The 17,537-nt window shown below is 73.8% G+C and carries 13 protein-coding genes; 7 read left to right on the forward strand and 6 right to left on the reverse strand.

Annotation, left to right across the window (positions count from 1 at the left end; all coding sequences use genetic code 11):
• Positions 1-72: 72 nt before the first annotated feature.
• Together ACIHEI_RS07940 and ACIHEI_RS07945 are read right to left on the reverse strand one after the other, a co-directional pair.
• Positions 73-1,269, reverse strand: coding sequence for a sensor histidine kinase (locus ACIHEI_RS07940; RefSeq protein WP_396606030.1), 1,197 nt, complete (start codon positions 1,267-1,269; stop codon positions 73-75).
• Entirely contained in the window at positions 1,266-1,934 is a 669-nt protein-coding gene (locus ACIHEI_RS07945; protein WP_387640106.1) for a response regulator, read from the reverse strand. The genes ACIHEI_RS07940 and ACIHEI_RS07945 overlap by 4 nt, the downstream gene beginning before the upstream one ends.
• Positions 1,935-2,091: 157 nt before the next feature.
• On the opposite strand from ACIHEI_RS07945, the gene ACIHEI_RS07950 reads away from it, so the two are divergent.
• Both ACIHEI_RS07950 and ACIHEI_RS07955 read left to right on the forward strand, forming a co-directional pair.
• Positions 2,092-3,882, forward strand: a complete 1,791-nt coding sequence (locus tag ACIHEI_RS07950) for a phosphatidylglycerol lysyltransferase domain-containing protein (protein WP_396606031.1) — start codon at positions 2,092-2,094, stop codon at positions 3,880-3,882.
• A 225-nt stretch (positions 3,883-4,107) separates the two neighbouring features.
• On the forward strand, positions 4,108-4,872 hold the full coding sequence (locus tag ACIHEI_RS07955; protein WP_392953016.1) for a hypothetical protein: 765 nt from the start codon (positions 4,108-4,110) through the stop codon (positions 4,870-4,872).
• Positions 4,873-4,885: 13 nt separating this feature from the next.
• Here ACIHEI_RS07955 and ACIHEI_RS07960 read toward each other — a convergent pair whose 3' ends face one another.
• Entirely contained in the window at positions 4,886-7,570 is a 2,685-nt protein-coding gene (locus ACIHEI_RS07960) for a SpoIIE family protein phosphatase (RefSeq protein ID WP_396606032.1), read from the reverse strand.
• 213 nt (positions 7,571-7,783) lie between these two features.
• On the opposite strand from ACIHEI_RS07960, the gene ACIHEI_RS07965 reads away from it, so the two are divergent.
• From ACIHEI_RS07965 to ACIHEI_RS07985, 5 genes are read left to right on the forward strand one after another with little or no spacing between them, the layout of a single operon-like run.
• Entirely contained in the window at positions 7,784-8,902 is a 1,119-nt protein-coding gene (locus ACIHEI_RS07965) for a rhodanese-like domain-containing protein (RefSeq protein WP_392953021.1), read from the forward strand.
• Positions 8,903-8,958: 56 nt separating this feature from the next.
• Positions 8,959-9,585 carry a DUF5819 family protein gene (locus ACIHEI_RS07970; protein ID WP_396606033.1) on the forward strand — a complete coding sequence of 209 codons (627 nt, stop codon included), beginning with the start codon at positions 8,959-8,961 and terminating at the stop codon, positions 9,583-9,585.
• Positions 9,582-10,541 carry an HTTM domain-containing protein gene (locus ACIHEI_RS07975; RefSeq protein ID WP_396606034.1) on the forward strand — a complete coding sequence of 320 codons (960 nt, stop codon included), beginning with the start codon at positions 9,582-9,584 and terminating at the stop codon, positions 10,539-10,541. Before ACIHEI_RS07970 ends, ACIHEI_RS07975 begins: the two co-directional genes overlap by 4 nt.
• Positions 10,542-10,550: 9 nt before the next feature.
• Positions 10,551-12,686 carry an FUSC family protein gene (locus ACIHEI_RS07980; protein ID WP_396606035.1) on the forward strand — a complete coding sequence of 712 codons (2,136 nt, stop codon included), beginning with the start codon at positions 10,551-10,553 and terminating at the stop codon, positions 12,684-12,686.
• On the forward strand, positions 12,683-13,348 hold the full coding sequence (locus ACIHEI_RS07985; RefSeq protein WP_392953032.1) for a TrmH family RNA methyltransferase: 666 nt from the start codon (positions 12,683-12,685) through the stop codon (positions 13,346-13,348). Before ACIHEI_RS07980 ends, ACIHEI_RS07985 begins: the two co-directional genes overlap by 4 nt.
• Position 13,349: 1 nt before the next feature.
• Here ACIHEI_RS07985 and ACIHEI_RS07990 read toward each other — a convergent pair whose 3' ends face one another.
• The 3 genes from ACIHEI_RS07990 to ACIHEI_RS08000 all read right to left on the reverse strand — a co-directional run bounded on the left by ACIHEI_RS07990 (position 13,350) and on the right by ACIHEI_RS08000 (position 17,463).
• Entirely contained in the window at positions 13,350-13,739 is a 390-nt protein-coding gene (locus ACIHEI_RS07990; RefSeq protein ID WP_396606036.1) for a hypothetical protein, read from the reverse strand.
• 198 nt (positions 13,740-13,937) lie between these two features.
• A complete protein-coding gene (locus ACIHEI_RS07995) occupies positions 13,938-15,059 on the reverse strand; it encodes an XRE family transcriptional regulator (RefSeq protein WP_392953037.1) in 1,122 nt (373 codons plus the stop codon).
• A 238-nt stretch (positions 15,060-15,297) separates the two neighbouring features.
• Positions 15,298-17,463 (reverse strand): protease pro-enzyme activation domain-containing protein, encoded by a 2,166-nt coding sequence (locus ACIHEI_RS08000; protein ID WP_396606037.1) that lies wholly within the window; start codon positions 17,461-17,463, stop codon positions 15,298-15,300.
• Positions 17,464-17,537 lie beyond the last annotated feature (74 nt).

Raw genomic sequence — 17,537 nt, forward strand, 5'->3', positions numbered from 1 at the left:
AAGCCCCGCAGATCTCAGGATCTGCGGGGCTTTTTGTTGTTCCCGTGCCCCCGGGGGAATTCCCGGTGCATTTCAGGCGGGCAGTACGGCGTGCAGGCTGAAGCCGCCGTCGGGGGTCGGGCCGGCGGTGAAGGTGCCGCCGAGCAGGGCGGCGCGCTCGCGCAGGCCGATCAGGCCGTGGCCGCCGCCGGGCAGTGGGGCGGCGGTGGGCCGGCCGGCCGGCGGGCCGTTGCGGACCTCGACGTGGAGTTTCTCGCCGCCCCCGGCGACCCGGACGGTGACCGGGGCGCCGGGGGCGTGCTTGGTGATGTTGGTGAGGCCCTCCTGGACGGTCCGGTAGGCGGCCCGTTCGACCGCTTCGGGCCAGTCGCGCCGGCCGGGGTCGAGGCGGCGGGTGACGGGCAGGCCGCTGCCGTCGATCAGCCGGGGCAGGTCGGCGAGGGTCGGCTGCGGGGCGAGCGGGGTGCCGTTGCCGACGCCGGCGGCACGCAGCACGCCGACCATCTGACGCAGTTCGTCCAGGGTGCGGACGGAGAGCTCGCGGATGGTCCGGGCGCCGTCCCGGGAGGCCGGGTCGGTGCTGGCGACCTGGATGGCCCCGGCCTGGATGGAGATCAGGCTGACCTGGTGGGAGACCACGTCGTGCATTTCGCGGGCCAGCCGGGCGCGTTCCGCGGTCAGCACCCGCTCGGCGATCAGCCGGCTCTCGCGCCGGCGGCCCTTGGTGAGTTCGGTGACGCGTTCGGCGAGTTCGCGGCGGGTGCGGGTGAGCATGCCGAGCGCGGCCGGTCCGGCGCCGAGCATCGCGGACTGGATGGCGTACAGCGCGTTGTCCCGGCTGAGCGCGAGCAGGTCGGGAGAGAACGGCCAGTGGAAGAACTCGACCAGGGCGAAGGAAACGGCGCAGGTGACCGGGATCCGCGGCTTCGGGTAGGCCGCGGCGACCGCGTACACGGCGGTGAGCGGGGCCAGCCAGATTTCGTTGAAGAACGCCGCGGGCAGGGTGAGCAGGGCCACCGGCAGCGGGTGGCGGCGGCGGCCGAGCAGGGCGACCACGGACAGCGCGGACAGCGCGAGCTGCCAGGGTGCGGAGCCCTTGGCGACCAGTGCGGAGTCCACCGCGGCGGCCGCCACCGGGATCAGCAGCGTGGTGCGGGGGGAACGCAGCCAGGCCCAGCGGCGCGGGGCCTCGGCCTCGGCCTCGGCCTCGGCGGGAGCGTCGGTGTCCGCGTCGGCGTCGGGTACGGCCGTCGCGTCGGCGGAGGTCACTCCCCGTCCCGGGGTTCGCGGACCAGGCCGGCGCGGTGCGCGATGACGGCGGCCTGGACCCGGTTGGCGGCGCCGAGCTTGGCCAGGATGGCGCTGATGTGGTCCTTGACGGTGCCGGTGCCGAGGAACAGCCGGTCGGCTATCTCGGCGTTGGAGAGGCCTTCGCCGAGCAGCGCCAGCACGTCGAGTTCGCGGCCGGTGAGCCGGTGGGTGAGGGCGGTGGCGGTGAGGTCGGGGCCGCCGCCGTCGACGTAGCCGCTGATCACGGTGCGGGCGACGGACGGGGAGAGCACGCTGCCGCCGGACGCGAGCACCCGGACGGCGTGCACCAGCTGTTCGGGGGCGGTGTCCTTGAGCAGGAACCCGGCGGCGCCGGCCCGCAGCGCGGTGCCGATGTACTCGTCGGTGTCGAAGGTGGTGAGCATGGCGACGACGGGCGGGTCGGGCAGCGCGCGCAGGCGGCGCAGCACGCTGATGCCGTCCAGGTCGGGCATCCGGACGTCGAGCAGCACCACCTGCGGGGCGAGTGCCCGGGTCTGCTGCTCGGCCTGGCCGCCGGAGCAGCCGCCGACCACTTCGAGGTCGGGTGCGGAGCCGACGATCAGGCCGAGCCCGGAGCGGACCAGCACCTCGTCGTCCACGATCAGGACCCGGGTCGGCGGCATGTCTCTCCCTGGTGACGGGCTTGCACCCCCGCCGATCGGCGGGGGTGGGAATCCGCTACCGGATTCACGCAATTCTCATCTTCGCTGGGCAACCATGGAAATCGGGGTGAAGTGCGCAGACCGCGCGCGGATGCGCCCCGTAGTTCGATCGTCTGGAATGGTTGCTGTGTCCACTGTGAAGACGCCTGCCTCGGCCGTGTCCCCCGCCCGCGGCGAGGGGCCGGGGGCGCAGACGCGCTGGCGCCGGCGGGCTGCCGCCTCGACCGTCTGGTACCTGCGGCTGGTGGCGCTGCTGAACCTGGTGGCGGTGCTGTCGGTGCCGTTCCGGAACCAGGTGGAGCGGCACAACGAGGGGCAGTTCTTCACGCCGTACCTGGTGACCGCCGGCTTGACCGCGGCGGTGCTGTCGCTGTTCCTGGCGGTGGCGATGCGCCGCCGCAAGCGGGCGGCGTGGATCTTCAACACCGTCGCGGCGGGGCTGACGTTCGCCGTCTTCGTGGTGGCGATGGTGTGGGGGAAGCACTTCACGTCCCACCCGTTGAACTGGTTCTCGATGGTGCTGACCGGCCTGTTCCTGGTGGCGCTGCTGGTCTCGCGCCGGGAGTTCCCTTCCAAGGGCGACCGGTCCAACCCTAAGACCGCGGTGGCCGCGGGGGTCGGCGGCGTGCTGCTCGGCGGCCTGATCGGGTCGGTGCTGGTGCAGCTGACCAACGACATCAGCGGGGCGGGCTTCGGCACCCGGTTCAGCTACTCCGTGCACCGGATGATCACCGTGACGCCTTCGGCGAAGGTGGCCGACGTGGTCTCCGTGCCGACCTGGGTGAACTTTGCGATCAACGTGATGGGCGCGGTGCTGTTCCTGGCCGTGGTGTACGTGATGTTCCGCTCGCCGCGCGGCGAGGAGCTGCAGAGCGACGAGGACGAGCGGAAGCTGCGCGAGCTGCTGGACCGGCAGGGCGAGCGGGACTCGCTGGGGTACTTCGCGCTGCGCCGGGACAAGGCGGTGGTCTTCTCGCCGAGCGGGAAGGCCGCGATCGCCTACCGGGTGGTCGGCGGCGTGACGCTGGCGTCCGGCGACCCGATCGGCGACCCGGAGGCCTGGCCGGGCGCGATCGACGCCTGGCTGGCGGAGGCCCGCGAGCACGCCTGGGTGCCGGCCGTGATGGGCGCCTCCGAGGAGGCCGGCGTGATCTACGCCCGGCACGGTCTGGATGCGCTGGAGCTGGGCGACGAGGCGATCGTCGAGCTGGACGAGTTCTCGCTGGACGGCCGGGCGATGCGGGTGGTCCGGCAGGCCTACAACCGGGTCAAGCGGGCCGGGTACACGGTCCGGATCCGCCGCCACGAGGACATTCCCGAGGCGGAGATGGCCGAGCTGGTGGCGAAGGCCGACCACTGGCGGGACGGCGCGACCGAGCGCGGCTTCTCGATGGCGCTGGGCCGGCTCGGAGATCCGGGCGACGGGCGCTGCGTGATGCTGGAGTGCTTCGACGGGGAGGGCGAGCTGCGGGCGCTGCTGAGCTTCGTGCCGTGGGGCGTGCACGGCCTTTCGCTGGACCTGATGCGGCGCGACCGGGACAGCGAGAACGGCCTGATGGAGTTCATGGTGATCGAACTCCTGCAGCGCGCGAAGGAAGTCCAGCTGGAACGGGTGTCGCTGAACTTCGCCATGTTCCGGTCGGTTTTCGAGCGCGGTTCCAAGTTGGGAGCCGGCCCGGTGCTGCGGCTGTGGCGTTCGGTGCTGGGATTCTTCTCCCGCTGGTGGCAGATCGAGTCTCTCTACCGGGCGAATGCGAAATACCGGCCGATCTGGGAGCCGCGTTATCTGCTCTTCGAGAAGAGCGGCGAGATTCCCCGGATCGGCCTCGCCTCGGCCCGTGCGGAGGGTTTCATCACGGTGCCGAGCCTGCCGGCGCTGTTCCGCCGCAGGCACGTCGGCCAGAGCTGAGTTCACGGGCTTCCCGGCCCGCTGGGGCCGGGGACGGTGGTCCCTCCGCCGGGGGGCGGAGTGGGCCGGAGAAATCAGACCCCGGTATGACACGAGCAGGCTTCGAAGCTGATGCCGTTGGTTGGTCCGGTGCGTAGTGTCGAACACGAGGCGTAGAAGGAAGAGACGCGATACAGGACGGACGTCGGGACAATCCGCACGTCGTCGGGACGGGAGAACCGGTTCGTGAAGCTGAACACCCACGCGGGGGGCGTGCGGCCGGGGCTCGGGGCGGTATTCCGCCGGGCCGCGATCGCCGAGTGGGGGGCGCTGTACGGCGCCGTGAAGGAACGGGTGCTGCGGCGGAAATTCGCCGCCGTGCCGCTGGCGACCGCGGCGACCGCGCTGGTGCTGCTGTTCTCGATCGTCCAGCACCTGCCGGGCGGGGACCGGTTCGTCGCGGAGATCGGGGTGGTGAAGGCGGCGCTGCCGCTGGACGTGTCGCTGCTGCGCACCCCGCTGTCGCTGTACGTGCCGGCGCTGGACCTGCCGGTGTGGGGGGCACTGGCGCAGGTGTTCCTGGTGTTCGGCGTGGCGGAGGTCGTGCTGGGGCGGCGGCTGACCCTGGTGGTGGCGTACGCCTGCACCCTGGCGGGGACGCTGTTCGCCCGGATCGCGGTGGCGCTCGGCCCGCACCACCTGCTGGGCTTCCCGCGCTGGGTGGCGCACGTGCGCGACACCGGCCCTTCGGCGGCGGTGGTGGCGCTGGCCGTGGTGGTGGCGTTCCGCAGCCGGGCCTGGTGGACGGGCGGAGCCGTGGTGCTGGCGATGACGGTGGAGGCCGTGCTGCTGCCGAACCTGGCGGGCCTGGAGCACCTGGTGGCGATCAGCACCGCCGTGCTGATAGCGGTGTGGGTCGAGGTGTTCGGCGACTACTGGCCGCGAGTGCTGTCCGGGGTCGGCGCGGCCGCCTCGGTGGCCCAGGGCGGGGCCAGGGCGGTAACACCCTGACCCCATGGGGCGGTCAGCCGCGCGGCAGTGGCATCTCGAAGTAGACGACCTTGCCGACCGCCTTGCGGGCGGTGCCCCACTTCTCGGACAGCTTGCTGACCAGGTTCAGACCGCGGCCGTGCTCCGAGAGCGAGTCGGCGGGCTCCAGCGACGGCAGGTTGTGGTTGTCGTCGCTGACCTCGACCAGCAGCTTGTCGACCCGGATCAGCTGGAGCTGCACCTCGGAGCGGGCCACCCGGACCGCGTTGGTGACCAGCTCGGACACCAGCAGCTCGACGGTCTCGGTCAGCGCCGTCAGCTGCCAGGCGGCGAGCTGGTTGCGCACCAGGCTGCGGGCCCGGCCGACCTCCGCCTCGGTGACGCCCAGCTGCCAGGTGGCGACCTCGGTCGGCGGGACGCCGTCAAAGCGGGCCACCAGCAGCGCGATGTCGTCCTGGCGGTCGTCGGAGTGCAGGGTGTTCAGCACGGTGTCGCAGGCCTCGTCGGGGGTCTGCTTGGGGTCGATCAGGTTGCCGCACAGCGCGGCCAGGCCCTCTCCTATGTCGCCGCCGCGGACCTCGACCAGGCCGTCGGTGCAGAGCACCAGCATCGAGCCGTCCGAGACGTCGATGCGGGTGGCGACGAACGGCACGCCGCCGACGCCGATCGGCGCGCCGGAGGGCAGCTCGAGCAGTTCGCCGCGCCCGTCGGGATGGACCAGCACGGGTGGGACGTGGCCGGCGGAGGCGAGTTCGCAGGTGCGGTTGATCGGGTCGTAGACGGCGTACAGGCAGGTCGCGAGATGGTCGTCGCCGAGTTTCTGGGCCAGGTTGTCGAGGTGGCGCAGCAGCTGGCCCGGTGGCAGGTCGAGGGCGGCGAGGGTCTGCATGGCGGTGCGGAAGCGGCCCATCGCGGCGGCCGAGTGCAGGCCGTGGCCCATCACGTCGCCGACCACCAGGGCGACCCGGCTGCCGGGCAGCTGGATGGCGTCGAACCAGTCGCCGCCGACCTCGGCCTTGCGGTCGCCCGGCATGTAGCGGTGGGCGATCTGCACGCCGGGGATCTTCGGCGGGCGGGTGGGGATCATCGAGCGCTGGAGGGTGGTGGCGACCTTGGACTCGGCGCGGTGCAGGCGGGCGTTGTCCAGGGACAGCGCGGCGCGGGCGGCGATCTCCTTGAGGGTGTCGGCGTCGGCGCGGGTGAACGGTGCCCGGTCGGACAGCCGCAGCAGCTTGAGGATGCCGAGCACCGCGCCGCGGGCGGACAGCGGCAGCACCAGCATGGAGCGGCCGACCACGGTCGGCTCCAGTTCGGGGCCGCCCAGCGAGGCCGCGTAGTCGACCGCGACGTCCGCGGAGATCAGCGGCACCAGCACCGGCTGGTTCTCCTGCAGGGCCAGGCCGGGCGGGGTGGAGCGCGGCATGGTCCGCAGCGAGCCCTCGTCCAGGACGTGGTTCCAGCGCGGCGAGGTGGCGTTGAAGGTGCGGGCGACGCGGCGCAGCACGGTGCGGTCGTCGGGCGGGTCGGCGGGCAGTTCGCCGTCCGAGAGCAGGCCGTCGAGCAGGTCGACGCAGGCGAAGTCGGCGACCCGGGGGACCAGTACCTGGCACAGTTCGCGGGCGGTGGTGTCCAGGTCGAGGGTGGTGCCGACCTGGCTGCCGACCGAGGCCAGCAGCGCGAGGTCGCCGTCGTCGGGCAGGCCGCGGACCACCTCGACGCCGTCGGAGGCCTTGGCGGGGCCGGGCAGGGTGGGAGCCGGTGCGGGCGGGGCGGGGTCGATGGCGGGGCCTCCCGGGGTCGGGCCGTGGGCGGCGGCTTCGCGTGGGGCGGGGACGGTGCTGCCGGTCACCCGCGCGTCCTCCTGGGCGGCGGGCCCGGCAGCCTGTATCCGTACCCAGAGCGGGGCCCGGACACCCGTGCGCTGCGGCTCCGCCGGGCGGCGGGCGGCGCGCTCGCGCTGCTGGGCGGCCCGCTGCTGCGGGGTGGGGTAGCGGCGGCCGAGGCCGGTGGCGACCCGGGCGGTGCCGGACGGCCCGCCCGGCGAGGACTGGTGGGGCAGCACCGGCAGCAGCGTCGCCCCGTCCACCCGCAGCGCGGGCGGGCCGGCCGCGGCCAGGGCGGCCAGCAGCCGGCCGCGGCGCTGCGCGGAGCAGGACGGCAGCAGCGCGGCCAGCGAATCGGGGGCCGCCTCGGTGGGCGGTGCGAACGCGGCCGCGACCTGCTGGGGGCGGGCCGCGGCGGGCGCGGCGGCGTACGGGACGAGGCGCTCGCCGAGGGCGAGGGCGATCCGGGGGCCGGTGGCGCGCAGCGGACGGGCGTCGGCGGCCAGCACCAGCAGTGCGCGGCCGGCCGGTTCGTCCAGCGGGTAGGCCCACCACAGGATGTCGCGCCGCCGCTCCTCGCGGTCGTGCACCGTCATCGCGCCGGCCCACGGGCCGTCGGTGGCGAGGTCGTCGAGGGTGTCGAAGGCGTCGCAGCGGTGCTCGGGGGAGCCCGGGTCGTGGCGGGGGCAGACGGCGGGCAGCAGACCGTTCGCGGTGCGGCCGGCGGCGACGGCGGCGCGGTGGCCGAAGAGCTCCTCCGCGGTGCGGTTCCACACGGCGATCCGGCCGTCCGGGTCGACCAGCACGGCGGCCGCGCGAAGCAGCGCCACCACCCCGGCGGGGCGGCCGCCCGGGAGGTCCGCCCGGTCGGGTGCGGAAATGGGCTGGTCCACCATGGATATCGGTCTGCCCCTTTGAGTTCTTGCTGCTCCTCCTGGCCGGTGCGCGCGTCCTTGCACGCGCCATCCAATGAAGCACGGAGATGCCAATGGGAGGTAGTTAATCGGGCAGATTCGTCCGTATCAGTTGCGTGTCGTTGACGGCGCGCCCCCGGCGTGCTCCACCGTCACCCGGTCGGGCGGTGTGGCGACCCCGGTAGGGTGGCCCGGGTGAGCGTACCGAGCGTCGAGGTGTGGGCGGATCCGGAGCGGCAGGAGCTGGAGGAGCGGGTCGCGGCGGCCGAGCTGGCCTGGCTGACCCTGGACGTCGACGTGGCCACCCTACGGGTGGAGATCGACAACTTCGCGCTCGCCCACCATCAGCTGCTCGGCCCGCTGTACGCCGAGCTGGACGAGCTGGACGCGCTGATCGCCGAGTCGGTGGCGGCGCTCAGCGGCGACCCGGAGGACCTGCGGCGGGCCCGCGAGGCCCGGGAGCGGGTCGAGCCCGCCGAGGAACGCGGCCCGCGCGAGGGCGAGCCGGAGGCCCGCCGGGTGCGGCCCGACAAGGACGCCCAGCGGATCTACCGCGAACTGGCCCGCCGCGCCCACCCCGACCTGTCCACCGACCCGGCCGAACAGCAGCGCCGCTCGGCGTTCATCGCCCGGGTCAACGAGGCGTACGCGCTGGCCGACACCGAAGGGCTGGAGCGGCTCGCCGAGGAGTGGTCCACCGACCCGGAGTCCGCGCCCGCCGTCGACTCCCCCGACCGGCTGGCCTGGCTGCGCCAGCGCCTGGAGTGGCTGACCGGCCGGATCACCGCGCTGGCCACCGAGCAGGTCCGGCTGGAGCGCACCCCGATGGGCGAACTCCTGCTGCTGCGCCCCGACGAGCCGGAGCGCCTGCTGGAGGACCTCGCCGAACAGCTGCTGGCCACCGCCGCCGACCGGCAGGCCAAGCTGGCCGCGCTGCTCCCCGACAATGGCTCGAACGATCCGTACCGACCCCAGGAGACCCCCCCGATGTTCGCTCAGCTGCCCACCACCGACGTCGCCTCGGTGCCCGCCGACGCCCAGCTGCTCGACGTCCGCGAGCAGGACGAGTGGGACGCCGGCCACGTGGACGGCGCGCTGCACATCCCGATCGGCCAGGTGGTGGCCCGCCTCGACGAGCTGCCCGAGGGCCGGCTGTACGTGCTGTGCCGGGTCGGCGGCCGGTCCGCGCAGGTCGTGCAGTACCTGGTCCAGGGCGGCCGGGACGCGGTGAACGTGGACGGCGGCATGTTCGCCTGGGACGCCGCGGGCCGCCCGATGGTGAGCAGCGACGGCCAGGACGCCTTCGTTCTGTAACAGCAGTCCCTCCCGCCCCTGTTCGAACGCGTGCGCGGTGCGGCAGGATGGCCGCCGTGCGCGTCTGGTCCAAGCCCGCCCGGGCGGTGCTGGCGTTCGCCGGGGCGGGGCTGGGGGCCGGCACCCTGGCGTTCCTCGGCGTGCTGTTCCTGCAGGTGGCGCCGGAGAACTCGGTGTCCCGCGAGTACCGGGCGCAGCTGAACGCCGTGGCGTACCCGGAGTTCGAGCAGAACTGGCAGCTGTTCGCGCCCGACCCGCTGCAGCGCGAGGTCACCGTGGCGGCCCGGGTGCAGACCATCGCCGACGACGGCCGGATCACCACCCAGGACTGGCACCCGCTGACCGCCGGGGACTTCGCGGCGGTCCGGCACGACCCGGCGCCCAGCCACCTCGACCAGAACCTGCTGCGCCGCGCCTGGGACTTCTATACCGTCACCCACCCCGACGGCGACGGCCCGGCCGCCGCCGACTCGCGCGGCCGGCTCGCCGAGCAGTACCTGAAACGGATAGCCCTGCAGCGGATCGGCCCCGGCGGGGAACGGGTGCTGCAGGTGCAGCTGCGGGCGGACACCGCCACCATCGCCCCGCCGCCCTGGAGCCACGAGCAGGTCGACACCTCCGTGCACTCCCGCGAACTGCCCTGGTGGCCGGTGCGGGCCGAGGACTGGCGGGGCCTGGAGTGAGCCTCCTCGGCGCGATCCGGGCCGCCCTGCCGCGCCTGCTGACCACCCTCGCCCCGTACCAGGCGGCGGCGGTACGGATCGGCGTGGCCGGCACCTGGGGCGCCTACCTGCTGCGCGAGTGGCCGAACCGGCGGCTGCTGTACGGGGACCGCTCGCCCTGGTCGGCGGAGCTGAACGAGCGGCTGCTCGCCGACACCCACGCCTTCACGGTGCTGTCCTGGAGCGGCGGCCGCTGGTGGTTCGAGGCGGTGTACCTGCTGGCGCTGGTCTCGGCGGCGGCCCTCGCGCTCGGCTGGCGCACCCGGGCGAGCGCGGCGGCCTTCGCGCTGACCGTGCTGTCGCTGCAGAACCGCAACGCGCTGGTCGGTGACGGCGGCGACAACCTGGTCCACCTGCTGGCGATCTACCTGGTGTTCACCCGCTGCGGCACCGTCTGGTCGCTGGACGCCCGCCGCCGCGCCCGCCGGCCGGCCCCCGACCGGGCGGCCTGGGGCGAGCCGCGGGCGCTGGCCGACGCGCTGGCGGCGATGCTGCACAACTGCGCGATGCTGGTGATCGCCGCGCAGGTGGTGCTGGTGTACGCCACGGCCGGCTGGTACAAGGTGCAGGGCGCCCGCTGGCAGGACGGCACCGCCGTCCACTACCCGCTGCACCTGGGCTGGTTCACGCCCTGGCCGGGCCTGTCGGCGTTGCTCGGCGGCAGCCTGCTGCTGACCTTCCTGCTGACGTACGGCACGGTGGTGGCGCAGGTGGGTTTCCCGTTCGCGTTGGCGAGCCGGCGGTTGAAGAACGTGCTGCTGGTGCTGATGGGCGCCGAACACCTGGCGATCGCGGTGCTGCTGGGGCTGCCGTTCTTCTCGCTGGAGATGCTGGCCGCCGACGCCGTGTTCTGGCCCACCGGGGCGCTGCTGACCGTGGGACGCGTGCTGACGGGCCGGTGGCGGAAAAGTCGCTAAGCTCCCGTTATGTCCTGGTTCAAGGCGCTGCGCGACACCGCGCGGACCGGGCTGACCGTGGACTTCTCGCTCACCAACCCGCGCCGGTCGCTGCGCGCCGCGGTCGCCGCCGCGCTGGTGATCTTCCCGACCATGGCGATCTACGGGCCCTCGCACGCCGCCTCCGCCGCGATGGGCGCGTTCATCGCCGGCGTCGCGACCTTCCAGCGCTCGTTCCGGCCGCGCGCCTCGCTGGCCCTGGTGGCGGGCGCCGGGCTGGGCGCGTCGACCTTCCTCGGCTACCTCGCGGTCGGCATCCCCGGCGCGTTCCCGGTGCTGCTGGCGCTGTGGGCGTTCGGCGCGGGCATGGCCTGGGCGGTCAGCCCGACCGCCGGCGTGGTCGCCGCCAACACGCTGTCCGTGATGCTGGTGGTGGTGCAACTGCCGGTGTCGGCGTCCGCCGCGCTCGGCCACGCCGTGCTCTGTTCGGTCGGCGGCGGCGTGCAGGCGCTGGTGGTCACGCTGTGGCCGATCGACAGCTGGCGGGCGCAGCGCGACGCGCTCGCCGACATCTACGCCGGGCTCGGCGACTACGCCCGGAGCCTGCGGCAGGACCCGGTCGCGCACGTCGACCCGGAGCCGTTCATGGTCGCCCGGCAGGCGGCCCGGCTGTCCCCCCGGCAGGCCCGCCGCCGTCCGGCCGAACTGCGCGGCCTGCGCACCATCGCGGAACGGATCCGGCCCACCCTGGCCGCGCTCGCCGACCCGCGGGTGGGCGCCGCCGCGGAGGGCCCCGAGCGGGACCGGGCCCGCGAGGTGCTGGCCGCCGCCGCCGGGGTGCTGGACGCGCTGGCCCGGGCGATCCGCACCGGCGACCCGGTGCGGCTGCCGATGGACACCCCCGGCCTGGCGCTGGCCCGCCCCGGCACCGGCGAGGACCTGCTGCGCGGCGGCGCCCGCCGCTCGGCGCGCCGGCTGTCCGGACTGCTCGGCCGGGCCGCCGACCGCCTCGACCGGCAGGACCGCGCCACCGTCCCCAGCCCCGGCCGGGCCGGCCTGCGCCGCCCTTCGCTGGTCGAGGTGGTGCCCGGCGCGCTGGCCACCATCGGCCGGCAGCTGCACAAGCGTTCGGTGCTCCTCCACCACGCGCTCCGGATGTCCGCGGTGGTCACCTCCTCCTACCTGGCGGCCCGGCTGCTGGGCATCGAGCACGGCTACTGGGCGCCGATGGCCTCCGCCATGGTGATGCGCCCCGACTTCGCGCAGACCTTCAGCCGCGGCGTCGCCCGGATCGCCGGCACCGTCGCCGGCGTGCTGGTGTCCACCATCGTGGTGCAGGTGTTCCACCCCAACGACTGGGTGCTGGCCACGCTCGCCGTGATCTCGATGGGGCTCTCCTACATGATGCTGAGCACCGGGTACGCGCTGCTGACGGCCGCGATCTCCTCGTACGTGGTGTTCCTGCTCGGCCTGCAGCCCGGCCACCCGGTGCAGCTGGCCGTCGACCGGGTGGCGATGACGCTGCTCGGCGGCGCCGTCGCGCTCGGCGCGTACGCGCTGTTCCCGACCTGGCAGACCGCCCGGCTGCCGGAACGCCTGGCCGAGTGGCTGGCCGCCGCCGGGCGGTACGCGGCCGCCGTGTTCACCGCGTACGGCGACCCGGCGGGCGGGCACGCCGAGAAGGACGTGCGGCCCGCGCTGCTGGACGTCCGGGAGGCCCGCAGCGAGATGCTGTCCGCGCTGGACCGGGCCGAGGTGGAACCGGTGCGGCACTTCGCGCGGGCGCCGGAACTGAGCCGCAAACAGTTCGACCGGGCCCGCACGGCGGTCGGCATGCTGGACCGCTCCATCGTCCTGCTCGAGGCCCACCTGCCCACCGAGGACGCCCCGCCGCTGCCCGGCGCCGGCGCCTTCGGCGAGGAGCTGCGGGACGCCACCGCGATCGCCTCCGCCGCCGTCCTGCTCGGCGAGGCCGTCGACTTCGCCGCGCTGCGCGAGGCCCACCGGACCTGGGACTACCTGCTGGCCCAGCTGCCCCGCGACGACCGGATCGACGTCACCCGGGCCGGGTCCCGGCTGGTCATGCAGGCGCTCACCGAGCTGGAGCGGTCGGTGCGGACGCGCCCGAGGCCCGCCCGGGAGGAGCCCGTACCCTCGAGGGCGTGAGCGACACCTCGGTGCCCCAGCTGGGCGAGCAGTACGACGACGGACACCTCCCCGACGACCGGGAGATCGGCGTCGGACCGCACCCCGAACCGTGGCCCGACGACCCCCGGCTCGACCCCGAACTGCTCGCCGCCGGCGACCGCCGCAACGTCACCGACCAGTACCGGTACTGGCGGCACGAGGCGATCGTCGCCGACCTGGACACCCGGCGGCACGGCTTCCACGTCGCCGTCGAGAACTGGCAGCACGACTTCAACATCGGCTCCGTGGTGCGCACCGCCAACGCCTTCCTGGCGGGCGAGGTGCACATCGTCGGCCGGCGGCGCTGGAACCGGCGCGGGGCCATGGTCACCGACCGCTACCAGCACGTCCGGCACCACGACTCGGTGGCCTCGCTGGCCGCGTACGCCGCCGAACGGGGACTGCCGATCATCGGCATCGACAACCTGCCCGGCGCGGTGCCGCTGGAGACCTACCCGCTGCCCGAGCGCTGCGTGCTGCTGTTCGGCCAGGAGGGCCCCGGGCTGACCGCCGAGGCGTGGGAGCACTCGACGGCGGTCTGCTCGATCGCCCAGTTCGGCTCCACCCGCTCCATCAACGCCGGGGCGGCCGCGGCGATCGCCATGCACGCCTGGGTGCGGGCGCACGCCGGGCCGGCCTGAGTCAGCGGAACGGCGGCGGGGGCAGGGGCGACGGGGTGTTCGGGGTGTTCGGGGCGTTCTGGGCGGGCGGTATGTCCTTGCCCTTGTGGTGACCAGGAAGTCCCAGGTGTCCGGACTGCGCCCGCCGCATGATCTCCGCCCGGGTGGTGGCCGGCTGCGCCGCCGCCGACCGGCGGTCCCTCAGCGGCTCGCCGAACAGGCCCGCGACCTCGCCCTGCGGCGAGCCGGCGGTCTGCGGGCTGCTGTCGCCGGGCGGAGCGGCGGCGGCCGTCGACACCACCGCCGCTCCGCCCAGCACACTGCCGACGGCGGCGAGCCGCACCGCCGCCCGCCGCGCGCCACCAGTGCCGCGGCCCGGCCGGGCGGCGGGTGGCGCAGTCGCCGCAGGCACGGGGCTCGTCCGGCTCGACCTCGCTGAACTCGATCAGCACGGGAGGGACCTGCCTTTCCTCGGTGAGTGGGACTCACCTTTCACGGAGGCAGCGGCAGGGACCACCTGATGTGCGGTCGGGCGGGGCGGAACGGGGTGAACTTCGGGGCGGTGGCGCGGCGTGGCACCGGCGGTTGATGGCCGATCAGGCCGGGGCGGTCACTCCCATTGCCAGCGGATGCCCACCTGGCCGGGTTGCTGGTCGGCGGTGAGGACGTGGGCACTGGCGGAGGCGCCGATCCAGAGGGGTTCGCGGTGACGGTCGGTCTCGGCGCCGGGGGTGCGGTCGAAGCGTTCGCACTGGACGGGGACGGCGGCGGGGTCGAAGTGGACCTGCAGGACGTACTCGCGCACGGGGTTGGCGAAGTATCGCCCGTAGTCGGTGGTGGGGCCGGAGTCGGGGATCCGCACCTCGTACTCGAGGATCGTGGAGTCGCCGAGGGCGAGCGGCCGGTCGAGGAGGAGTTCGGCGACCAGCAGGCCGCTGAGCGGGCGGCGGCGGACCCGGCCGAGGCGGGCGTGCCGGACGTTGGTGATCTCGGGGGTGTCGGTGCCCTCGTCGGCCTTGTGGACCACGACGTGCCGGGTGATGCCGTCCACGGTGGCGCGGACCACCTGACGCAGCCGCAGCAGGTAGCCGCGGCGGGAGGCGTCGACGTAGTAGGCGTCGTGGATGGACTGCCGCTCCAGCTGGCCGGTCGGCGGGGCGTCGAGTTCGGCGAACACCTCGGCGAGCTCGGGATGGCGGGGCCAGACCTGTTCGACCCGCAGGCCGTCGGGGGCCGGGCCCTGGGCGACCCAGCGGCCGCGCGGGCGGGGCGGGCCGAGCAGCGCGGTGAGCGCGGTGTGGCGCAGGCCGAGGAGCTCCTCCAGCAGGTGGACGGCGCGCAGCGAGGTGGCCCGTTCGGGCTGGCTGCGGCCGCGACGCCAGTAACTGAGCGTGGTGACGCTGACCCTGACGCCCTGTTTGGCCAGTGCGGCGCGGATCCGGTCGAGGCTGAGGCCGCTGTGTTCGATGGCGGCGTTGAGGACTTCGGCGAAACCGCCCTGGGCGGCGACGGGTGCGGGCACGGGGGTGGTGGGGGCTGCGGCGGGTACGGCGGCAGTGGCCGGTGCGGGGGCGGCGGTCTGTACGGGATCGGATACGGGTGCGGTGCTGCTGCGGACGGCGGCCGACGGGCCGGCCGGCGCGGCCGGTCCGGCCGGTGGCCGGTCACCGCCGTGTTCGCGCTGGCCGACCAGGCGGAGCCGGCCGGCGTGCTGTGGTTGCTGTGAGCCCATGCGACACCTTCCCCACCCGGCGGGTTCGGTGGGTTGCCCCGGCTCCGCGTTGCGTCGGAGGTGCGCCGCCGAGTGTGGGGGAACCCTAGCCAGGGTTGAGAGGCTACGTCATCAATCAGGACATATGACAGTGGTCACGACAAGTATTTCGCAGGCGGAGCGAACACGAAACACTCCTGACACACAGGTGCCGGGAGGGTCCGTGACAGGCCCCCCCGGCAACTCTGTTGAGGCGAGGTCAGGAAATGTTCAGTGCGGTGTCGTCGATGACGAAGCTGGTCTGCAGCGAGGCGTCCTCGACGCCGGTGAACTTCAGGGTGACGGTCTGTCCGGCGTAGGAGGACAGGTCGACGGTCTTCTGGACGTACCCGGTGTTCCTGTCGAGGTTGGAGTATGTGGCCACCGAGGTGCCGTTGGCCGACAGGGTGAGCTTGTCGTAGGCGCTGCTGCCGGTCTCGGCGGTGTCGACGTGCAGCCAGAAGCTGAAGCTCGCCCGGCAGCCGGCCGGGATCGCCACCGTCTGGGCGAGGGTGTCGGTGTGGGCCGCGCCGTAGCCGTTCAGCCAGGCCTTCCAGGAACCGCTGTGCGCGGCCTGCGAGGCGGAGTTGTCGACCACGCCCGTGGAGGTGGTCCACGGGGTGGCGGTGCCGGTCTCGAAGCCGGGGTTGCCGAGCAGCTGGGCGGCGGTGCAGCCGCCGGTGGGCGGCGGGGTGGTGCCGCCGGTGCCGAGCAGGGCGTTCGTCAGGCCGTCGGCGATCGGGGTGCCCCAGCCGGTGACCTGGTCGTAGCCGGCCTTGGCGGCGAAGTCCTGGTTGGAGCCGCTGGTGACGTCGTGCAGGGCGGTGCCGTACGCGCTGCTGTTGGCGACCGCGTACAGCTTCGGGTTGACCTCGCCCAGGGCGGGCTTGGCGGCGGCCTTGGCCTTCTGGTTGTACAGCGCGGCGTAGCCGGACCACAGCGGGGCGGCCGCCGAGGTGCCGCCGTAGACCTGCCAGCCGGGGCTGCTGGTGCCCTGGGTGTAGATCGCGAAGCCGCTGGCCGGGTCGGCGTTGGAGGAGATGTCGGGCACGGTGCGCATGGTGCCGGTGACGTTGGTGCCGGTCTGCCAGGTCGGCTTGGCGAACTGGGTGGAGACGCCGCCGCCGGCGGTGCTCCAGGCGCTCTCCGAGCTGTAGGTGGTGCCGGAGACCTTCAGGTTGGTGCCGCCGACGCCGGTGTTGTACGGGCTGGAGGCGGGGAAGTCCACGGCCTTCACGGTGGAGCCCGAGGTGGAGCGGGTGCAGTCCCGGGAGCCGTCGTCGCCGGAGGCCGAGAAGATCGAGATGCCCTGGGCGGCGGCCTGCTTGAAGGAGTTGTTCACCGCCGTCATCGAGGAGGCGGTGGTGTCCGGCTCGCAGGAGCCCCAGGAGATCGAGATGACCGAGACCCGGTTGTCCGAGACGATCTTGGCGGCCATGTCGATCTCGCCCTGGTCGGTGTTGGGCGCCTCGTAGACCAGCTGGGTGGCCTTGGGGGCGACACCGCGGAGGATCTCCGAGTCCAGCTCGACCTCGCCCTGGCCGCCGCCGGGGGCCGCGTCGTAGTTCGCGCCGTCCACCGAGACGGTGCTGACCGCCGGGCCCGACAGGCCGTACTGGCTGTCGTAGGTGGTCAGGTTGGAGGACTTGTAGCCGTCGAACTCCCAGAGTGCCACGGTGCTGCCGGTGCCGTCCGCGCCCATCTGGTTCAGGTGGTACGCGCCGTCGTAGCCGGCCGGGCCGAAGCCGTTGGGGGTGGCGTGCGGGGTGGCCGCGTCGGGCTTGGCGATCCGGGAGGTGCGCACGGTGTGGTCGTTGAGGCCGCTGACGCCCTCGACCACGCCGGCCAGCGAGGCCGGCACCGAGGCGGCGGCGTCGTTGGCGAAGAAGCTCCGGTTGCCCTGCTGCGGGTCGCTGTAGGTCGACTCGTGGGTACCGAACGCGGCGGCGACCGCCGAGGCCGAACCGGTGGCGTTGACCACCTGGCGGTTCGCGCTCACCGAGTCGACCTTCAGGCCCTGCGCGGTCAGGAACGTGCGCACCTGGTCCACGTCGGCCTGGGTCGGGCCGAAGCGCTCGTTGAACTGTGCGGGCGTCAGATAGTGCCCGAACTCGGCGGTGCCGGGAGTGGCCACCGCCGAGAGGAACCGGTCGAGTTCGGCGGTGTTGCGCAGCTTCAGCGCGACCGCCACGGATATCTTCCGGTCGGCCGGGACGTCTCCCTGCTTGTGGGAGCGCGCCACCGCCGGCGTGACGGTCTGCGGCAGCGCCACCCGGGCGCTGGCGTTGGGCGTCGGCGCCGCCTGGGCGGTACCGACGCCCAGGCAGACGGCGGTGAGGGGCAGGACAGCCAGGGCTGCGGCAAGGGCCAGCGAGCGGGGTCGCACGGGTTCCTCCGGAAGTCTGGGGGCGTTCCGGTTTTCGAAAACGCTCGCCAGAATCTCTCAGAGAACTCCCAGGA

It is taken from the genome of Kitasatospora sp. NPDC051984, from assembly GCF_044593455.1.
Lineage (GTDB): Bacteria > Actinomycetota > Actinomycetes > Streptomycetales > Streptomycetaceae > Kitasatospora.